Source organism: Dyadobacter sp. HNCC25DJ186 (assembly GCF_056895235.1).
The window spans coordinates 168,952-176,562 of record NZ_JBXHAS010000013.1; the positions used below are offsets into that span (position 1 = coordinate 168,952).

A 7,611-nucleotide genomic window follows, 5' to 3' on the forward strand; every position below is an offset into this window, starting at 1 on the left:
AAAGCCATGAAAACAATACTGTTCATTGTGTTATGCTTAAATTCTATTTCTGTTTATGCTCAAAAAAATAAGAAGCAGAATCGCGATCAAATCAATTCTGCTCTGACGATTCCCTTAAATGCCGACAACTGGGATTTTCCGGAAGGAAAGGTGGAGTTTGCCGAAGTTGATTCCCGGCCATCGATGAAGATTTCGCCCAACGGTGTGCAGGCGATATTGAAGAACACGGAATTTGCTAATGGAACGATCGAATTCGATATGATCCCTAACGACCCGTATTTTGCTACCATATATTTTCGCTGGCAAACTCCAAAAGATAATGAGTGTTTTTATTTAAGAACAGATCAAAACAGAGACTCGACTGCAACCGATGCGGTTCAATATGCACCGTCCGTTTCCGGAGTGAATTTATGGGATATGCTGGGTCATTTTCAGGGAAGCGCTTATTTTTGGAAGGATGGCTGGAACCATGTGAAGATTGTTGTTTCGGGTTTTCAGATGCGCGCTTATGTCAACGATATGGCACGGCCGGTTATCGAAGTTTCAAGACTTGAAGGTAATACTTCGAAAGGTACAATTGCGTTCGAGGGCGATTGTGTTGTCTCTAATGTGGTCATTAAAAAAGACCAAATTGAAAATTTATCGCCGCTGCCCGGTGCAGATCTGACCAATCATGACCCGCGTTATATTCGCCGCTGGCTGGTTAATAAACCCGTCGAAACGCCAAAAGGAATCGATTTTAGTGTTGATTTGATGCCTAAACCAGAGGATTCCTGGGAGGTGATTAATTCAGAAAGAATGGGATTAATCAACCTGACCAGAAAATTCGGAGGGCATCAAGGTATGCGTAAGATCGTTTGGCTAAAAGTAAATATTGAATCGAAAACGGCACAGAAGAAAAAGATATCGCTTGGTTTCAGCGATGAGGTCTGGGTATTTTTAAACGGACGACACTTGTATGTTGACAAAAATTTGTACGGTTCACCGATTATGAAAGAGCCAGTGGGAAGATTGTCACTTGAAAATTCCTCATTTGAGATCCCGTTCAAAGAAGGGAAAAATGAGATTCTTATTGGTGTAGCTAATTACTTTTTCGGCTGGGGAATAGTTGCCAGACTCGAAAATATGAATGGTATTTCGATAATAAAGTAACGCGACAACAGGGATCAGAAATTCAAACAACTGCTTACAGTCAGGTTTTTAAACGGCCTGACTGTAAGCAGTTGTTTTTTACTTGCCAATCATTATATACTTGCACGTAGTAGGATTGTTGTCTCTCAATATATTTTGGTACAATTATTTTCAGCTAGACCAAATCAGTCGAAAAATGTCAAATCGCATTTTGCCACCCGAAGTAATCGTCTAAATTAAATTCATGGGATCGTTTGAAAATAAAGTTGTTGTAGTAACCGGAGCTGGGAAAGGCATTGGGTGTAGTGTTGCGTTGGCTTATGCAAAAGAAGGTGCAAAACTCGCGGTTATTGACAGAAAAAGAGAAGATCTGGAAGAAACCGAAAATCTGTTACGGCAGCATGGAGTAAAAGTTTTTTCAAAAATCATGGACCTCACACAACCAGGCGATATCGTAGATGCCTTTTCTGAAATTAAATCAGCATTTGGTAAGATCGACATTTTGATTAATAACGCAGGAGTGGGAAAAAGCAAGTCTCCTTATGATCTGGATATTGACGACTGGGATTATGTTTTAAATACAAATCTTCGTGGAACATTTATTTGCAGCAGAGAGGCAGCAAAAATGATGAAGGAAAATGGAGGAGGTGCGATCATTAATATTTCTTCGACAAGAGCATTAATGTCTGAACCAAACACAGAAGCCTACGCAGCATCGAAAGGTGGAATTCTGGCACTGACACATGCCCTTGCAATTTCGCTTGGGCCTGATAAAATTATGGTCAATGCAATAAGTCCCGGCTGGATAGAAACGGGCGATTATAATGAACTAAAATCCGCTGATCATAAACAACATCCGGCAGGCCGCGTTGGGAAGCCGGACGATATTTCGAGGGCATGTTTATTTTTAACAAATATTGAAAATAATTTCATAACCGGATCAAATTTTGTCATCGATGGAGGCATGACCAGAAAAATGATCTATGAAGAGTAGCTAAGGCAGGTAACTACCAGCAGCAAACGTAAAGAAGTTTTTTAGAATGTATGGTTGTGAAAAATGGCGTTTGCAGTTTAGAGAGGTACATTTTGATGTTAAATGAAAAAACACGCAGGTTTCAAAATGAACCCGCGTGTCAAATTACACTTCATCAACAAACTAAAAACCAAATAAAACTACTACGAAAAAAATCGCTTGTCAAGTTTTTTTTGCTGTAGGAGGGGGATTCGAACCACCCACGGTGCGGTTAGCCGCGATACAAAATACTGTTGGTGGTCCACCCCAGTCGACTCTCGTCGGCATTATACCGTGTTTATCCCTGATTCACCACCCCCGAGACAGGAGGGCATGGCTGCCAATTTCATCACCCTACAATGTGATATTTTGTCGATTCCGGAATTTAAAATAAATTGTCGTTCCCGGAATGACAATGCAAAAGTAAGGCGTTAAATTTAAAATATAAAATTTTTGCATAAAAAAATCGAAAAATTTACGATATTTCTATAAATTGCTTAAAAACATTGCCAAAAACTCAACAAAAATCCTCTTTATGCAAAAATATTCAGATATAGACAGTACTGATTTAAGAATTCTATCGCTGCTGATCGAGAATGCGGCACTGCCGTATACCGAGATAGGAAAACGTGTGTTTGTGTCTGGCGGTACAGTTCATGTGCGTATGAAGAAGATGGAACAGCTGGGTATTGTCAAGGGGTCACAACTACTCATCGATCCGGCAAAACTTGGGTGGGATATCAGTGCTTTTCTTGGCGTATATCTTGACAAAAGTTCTCTGTATGAGCAAGTAGCGCAAGAGTTGGAACGTATCCCGGAGGTAGTAAATATTCACTACACGACCGGTATTTACAGTATTTTCGTTAAAATCGTTTGCAGGGACACAGGCCATTTAAGAGAGATCCTTCACGATAAAATTCAAAAAGTGAGTGGAATTCAACGAACCGAGACCTTTATTTCGTTAGAGGAGCGTATTAACCGCTCCATTCCGTTAACTGACGATTAAAACTTTTTGAGTTTTTTTACTAAATTCAATAAATATAAATTTGGTTATTGTATATATAAAAAACTTATATATATTTGTAAGGTAAAAACTGACTTATGGATACGAACACAACAAGTAACGAATACGTGCGTGGTACGCTTAAAACCATAGTTCTTAATTTGCTGGCCGAGGAAAAACGTATGTATGGTTATGAAATTACACAGGAGGTTAAAGAGCGGACAGGCGGGGCGATTGCATTAACCTTTGGTGCTTTATATCCGGTTTTACACAAATTGGAACAGGAAGGACTGCTTGTTACCGAGTCTGTCGAAGTTGATGGCCGCTTGCGTAAATATTATTCTTTAACGACGCCCGGAAACGAAGCTGCGCGGGCTAAAACGAATGATCTTGAACGTTTTGTGGATGCGATCCGTTTATTGCTTGCGCCGAAAATCATGGCAACGGAATAACTGATTACTGGCTAATAGTTTTTATAAAATCCTGTAATACCCTAATCTCCTTTACAGATGAAACGCCTTCAAGAAAACCGGATCGAATTGCTTAGCAATTATTTGAAAAAGAATGGTTTAAGTCCGGAATTGCTTCCGGAGATTCTCGATCATTTGGCGTGCGAAGCAGAAGAAAGACTTTGGGATGGGGATTCGTTTGAGCGTGTTTTCAGCGGAATCGTTGAAACTGCTGATCCGGATACACTCCAAATATTGAGTGTTGAACATAATCATCTATTAGCCATGGAAAAAACATTAAACGACATCGTTTTTGAAGGAAGAAACAAGTCTTACGGTGCCTACCAGCTCCGAAAAGGGTACAACAGCACCATGCAGCGATCAGTTTTGCTCGGTGTGACGTTCTTTTTACTTATTATGCTTTTACCTAATCTGTATGCAAGGCTGGTGCCCGAACCTGAAAAGGACGACATTGGATTCGAAGTGAAGTTGACTACCGTTGACATCAAGCCTGACGTAACACCTCCACCGCCAGTTCCCGTAGAACAGCCGAAAGCCGAGCCTCAGCCAAGCACGAAAAAGTTTCTTTCCTATGATGTTTTGCAGGACAATATGGTTGTAGAGGAAGCTACACCGCCCACTGTGGAGGATTTGCAGCATGCATTACCCGGACAGGAAACGGTAGAGGGGAACTCCGATATCCTGGACATCGCCCCACCAACGGCCGAAGCTCCGGCTGGAAAAGGCAAGGTTGTGGAAGCGGAAACTCCTAAGGAAGAAACATTCATAGTTGTTGAGCAGTCGCCTGCTTATGCTGGTGGTAATGCAGCAATGGCCGAATTTTTAAGGAAAAATCTGAAATACCCGACACAAGCATCACGGGCCAATATTCAGGGAAGAGTTTTTGTTTCGTTTATCGTAGGCTCTGATGGAAGGATTGAAGACGTGCATACGCTGAAAGGAATTGGTTTCGGGTGCGATGAAGAAGCTGAACGCGTTATAAAGCTCATGCCAAACTGGAAAGCTGGAAGGCAGGCGGGAAACCCTGTGCGCGTGCGTTTTAATTTGCCAATTGTGTTTCAACTTGACTGAGTAAAAGACAGTATATAACATAATATATATTAGAAATAATTTTAAGAATCCTCGCCATTTGCGGGGATTTTTTCGTTTTTTTGTAATTAAAATGAGTTATTAAAATAGATAGTTAAGGACTTCAATAAACACGATTTATTAACCTATGCAGATACCCGTTAAGTAATGTACGCCATTGTTGATATAGAAACAACCGGAGGAGGAGGAAATGCACGTATCACCGAAATAGCTGTTTTTCGTCATAATGGAGTGGAAATTGTAGACTTCTTTCACTCCCTGATTAACCCAGAAATATTTATTCCACCATTTATTACCCGGCTTACCGGCATTGACAACCTGATGGTCCAGGATGCGCCGACGTTTTCTGAAGTTCAGGATTCGGTTCGGAAATTGACCCGCGACGCTTGGTTCGTAGCCCATAATGCCAAGTTTGATTATGGGTTTCTGAAAAAGGAATTTGGAGCACTCGACGAGTATTTTCAGAGAGATTTGCTTTGCACTGTTCAGCTAAGCAGGAAAATATTTCCAGGCCTTAAATCTTATAGTTTGGGGAATCTGTGTGAAAGTTTGCAAATACTGATAGAAAACCGCCACCGTGCCGAAGGAGATGCTGCCGCGACAGTCAAACTTTTTGAATTGCTTTTACAAAATGACCTTCAGAAGCTGATTCCGATGGATTACGCCGGAATCGTGTAATGGAAGCGCAGAGACATGTGGAATGATTTTTATAATAATAATTGGTAAATTAATCAACCTAAATTATTATTCGCATGAAATCTTACATAAACTTCCTCATCGTCTTCTTCCTAATGATTGGCCTAACGAGCTGTGAACTTGCCGGTGGCATCTTTAAAGGCGGCATGTGGTTTGGCGCGATACTTGTGATTGCCGTGATAGGATTAGTTATCTGGTTATTTACGAAAATGCTCGGCGGAAACAAAAGCTAGAAGCGATAAAAGATAAATATAGGGATAAAGCAGGGTCAAAAATGGCTGCTTTATCCTTTTTTAATTTACTGGCTGTAAGTTTGTTACTCTTTAATTGAATTAATATAATTGAAAAATGCATTCATTTCTTGGTTATCCGGATTCTCTCCTACATATTTGCACTCCAAACAAGGGGGATTAGCTCATTTGGCTAGAGCGCTTCGCTGGCAGTGAAGAGGTGATCGGTTCGAATCCGATATTCTCCACAAAAATATATTTCGAGTCGAAAAAGCCGCCCAATAGGGTGGCTTTTTTGTATTTCCCTGTGTCTGATATTTCAATTAAAGACAAGCCCGTTGTACCAAAACTGAGAAAACATACCTACGTTAAAAAATTGTTAAGCTTTTAGAAATCAACAGGATCAAGTTGTTCGCGACGTAGTTTTGCAGTTTAACTACTCACAACATTATGTTTCAAAAAACTACTCTTCCTGCGTGCACATTGCTGGTTTTGCTGGCCATAGGATGCACAGATCACTCCATTGAGCAACCTGGTTCTGAAAATGCTGCATCCTTTGGTGAGGTGGCTCAGATTGACCTGGGTGGAACGGCTGCCTCTGAGATTTCAGCATACGATCCTGCGACAAAGAGACTTTTTACGGTTAATAACGATTCGATAGCGATCGTGGACGTGCTTGATCTTTCTTCGTTTCCAACCATTAAAAAATTACAACATATCAATGTTTCTGCGCTCGGCGGGGTGGCAAACAGTGTAGCGGTGTCGGAAGGGAAGTTAGCCATTGCGCTTGAAGCAACCAACAAACAGCAAAATGGAAGCGTTATCGTCATCAATACATCCACACTCGATCAAATCAGACAAATCACCGTTGGTGCTTTACCTGATATGGTAACATTTAGTCCGGACGGAAAGTATATCGTGACTGCGAATGAGGGTGAGCCTAATGCTGATTATTCTGTTGATCCGGAAGGCTCTGTGTCAATTATCAATGTACAGGATAATTATAGCATCAAAACACTCACGTTCGGTGGATTCGAAAGTTCATATACGCAGTTAGCTGCAAACGGCTTTCGTATTTTTGGTCCAAAAGCAACTTTTGCCCAGGATGTTGAACCAGAGTATGTTGCTATTTCAGAAAACTCAAAAATGGCCTATGTAACCTTACAGGAGAATAACGGAATTGCCGAAGTAGACCTGGAAAGTGGGATGATCGTAAAAATTAATCCGCTTGGAACAAAGGATTACAGTCTTGCGGTTAATGCGATTGATCCAAGCGATAAGGATAACAAAGTTGCACTGGGTCAGTGGCCGGTTAAGTCGTTTTTCATGCCGGATGCCATCTCGTATTTTTCTGTAAATGGAGCAGGTTACCTGATTACAGCCAATGAAGGTGACGCCCGTGAATATTCTGTTTTCGATGAGCAGGCTCGTGTGAGTTCGCTGAAACTGGATGCTACTGCGTTTCCTAATGCAGCTACACTAAAATTACCTGAAAATATTGGCCGTCTTCGGGTAACCAATACTTTGGGCGATACGGACAAAGATGGTGACTATGACGTTTTGTACGGATTTGGCGGCCGCGGTTTCAGCATTTATAATGCGGCGACCGGTCAGTCGGTTTACGAATCAGGAAAAAGTCTGGAAGAGGAAGTGATCAAGGCAAATATCTATGACGATGAACGCTCAGACGACAAAGGTGTGGAACCAGAAGGAGTTACTGTTGGCTGGATGAATAATAAGCTGGTTGCATTTGTAGCACTTGAACGCGTGGATGCCATCGCCGTTTATGATGTGAGCAATCCTATTGCACCAACGTTTCTTCAGATAATCAAAACCGGAGACGCACCAGAAGGAATTTTATTCATTGCCGCGGATAAAAGTCCAAATGGAAAAGCTTTGCTGGTATCTTCAAATGAAGGAGATGGGACAGTTAAATTTTATCAAACAAATTAATAACCGGTCGGTTTGATTGTTTGATAT

At 41.2% G+C, this 7,611-nt stretch carries 8 protein-coding genes and 1 tRNA gene; all 9 read left to right on the forward strand.

The window, feature by feature from the left end; genetic code table 11:
• Positions 1–6: 6 nt before the first annotated feature.
• Positions 7–1,152, forward strand: a complete 1,146-nt coding sequence (locus AC1XUO_RS26615) for a class I SAM-dependent methyltransferase (RefSeq protein WP_483332883.1) — start codon at positions 7–9, stop codon at positions 1,150–1,152.
• A 223-nt stretch (positions 1,153–1,375) separates the two neighbouring features.
• A complete protein-coding gene (locus tag AC1XUO_RS26620; protein ID WP_483332884.1) occupies positions 1,376–2,125 on the forward strand; it encodes an SDR family NAD(P)-dependent oxidoreductase in 750 nt (249 codons plus the stop codon).
• A gap of 553 nt (positions 2,126–2,678) precedes the next feature.
• The gene (locus AC1XUO_RS26625; protein ID WP_483332885.1) at positions 2,679–3,149 is read left to right on the forward strand and encodes an Lrp/AsnC ligand binding domain-containing protein; all 471 of its coding nucleotides are present in this window, start codon (positions 2,679–2,681) and stop codon (positions 3,147–3,149) included.
• Positions 3,150–3,244: 95 nt separating this feature from the next.
• Positions 3,245–3,598 (forward strand): PadR family transcriptional regulator, encoded by a 354-nt coding sequence (locus AC1XUO_RS26630; protein WP_235149520.1) that lies wholly within the window; start codon positions 3,245–3,247, stop codon positions 3,596–3,598.
• A 57-nt stretch (positions 3,599–3,655) separates the two neighbouring features.
• The gene (locus AC1XUO_RS26635) at positions 3,656–4,687 is read left to right on the forward strand and encodes an energy transducer TonB (RefSeq protein ID WP_483332886.1); all 1,032 of its coding nucleotides are present in this window, start codon (positions 3,656–3,658) and stop codon (positions 4,685–4,687) included.
• Positions 4,688–4,852: 165 nt separating this feature from the next.
• Positions 4,853–5,383, forward strand: a complete 531-nt coding sequence (locus tag AC1XUO_RS26640) for a 3'-5' exonuclease (RefSeq protein ID WP_483332887.1) — start codon at positions 4,853–4,855, stop codon at positions 5,381–5,383.
• A 74-nt stretch (positions 5,384–5,457) separates the two neighbouring features.
• The gene (locus tag AC1XUO_RS26645) at positions 5,458–5,634 is read left to right on the forward strand and encodes a hypothetical protein (RefSeq protein WP_483332888.1); all 177 of its coding nucleotides are present in this window, start codon (positions 5,458–5,460) and stop codon (positions 5,632–5,634) included.
• Between the two features lie 171 nt (positions 5,635–5,805).
• A tRNA-Ala gene (locus AC1XUO_RS26650) sits at positions 5,806–5,879 on the forward strand.
• Between the two features lie 202 nt (positions 5,880–6,081).
• Positions 6,082–7,584 (forward strand): choice-of-anchor I family protein, encoded by a 1,503-nt coding sequence (locus tag AC1XUO_RS26655; protein ID WP_483332889.1) that lies wholly within the window; start codon positions 6,082–6,084, stop codon positions 7,582–7,584.
• The last annotated feature ends 27 nt before the right edge of the window (positions 7,585–7,611 follow it).

Bases quoted from the DNA above. Each gene is read 5' to 3' on its own strand.
- AC1XUO_RS26615 (WP_483332883.1), top strand. From the start codon at position 7: ATGAAAACAATACTGTTCATTGTGTTATGCTTAAATTCTATTTCTGTT.
- AC1XUO_RS26620 (WP_483332884.1), top strand. From the start codon at position 1,376: ATGGGATCGTTTGAAAATAAAGTTGTTGTAGTAACCGGAGCTGGGAAA.
- AC1XUO_RS26625 (WP_483332885.1), top strand. From the start codon at position 2,679: ATGCAAAAATATTCAGATATAGACAGTACTGATTTAAGAATTCTATCG.
- AC1XUO_RS26630 (WP_235149520.1), top strand. From the start codon at position 3,245: ATGGATACGAACACAACAAGTAACGAATACGTGCGTGGTACGCTTAAA.
- AC1XUO_RS26635 (WP_483332886.1), top strand. From the start codon at position 3,656: ATGAAACGCCTTCAAGAAAACCGGATCGAATTGCTTAGCAATTATTTG.
- AC1XUO_RS26640 (WP_483332887.1), top strand. From the start codon at position 4,853: ATGTACGCCATTGTTGATATAGAAACAACCGGAGGAGGAGGAAATGCA.
- AC1XUO_RS26645 (WP_483332888.1), top strand. From the start codon at position 5,458: ATGAAATCTTACATAAACTTCCTCATCGTCTTCTTCCTAATGATTGGC.
- AC1XUO_RS26655 (WP_483332889.1), top strand. From the start codon at position 6,082: ATGTTTCAAAAAACTACTCTTCCTGCGTGCACATTGCTGGTTTTGCTG.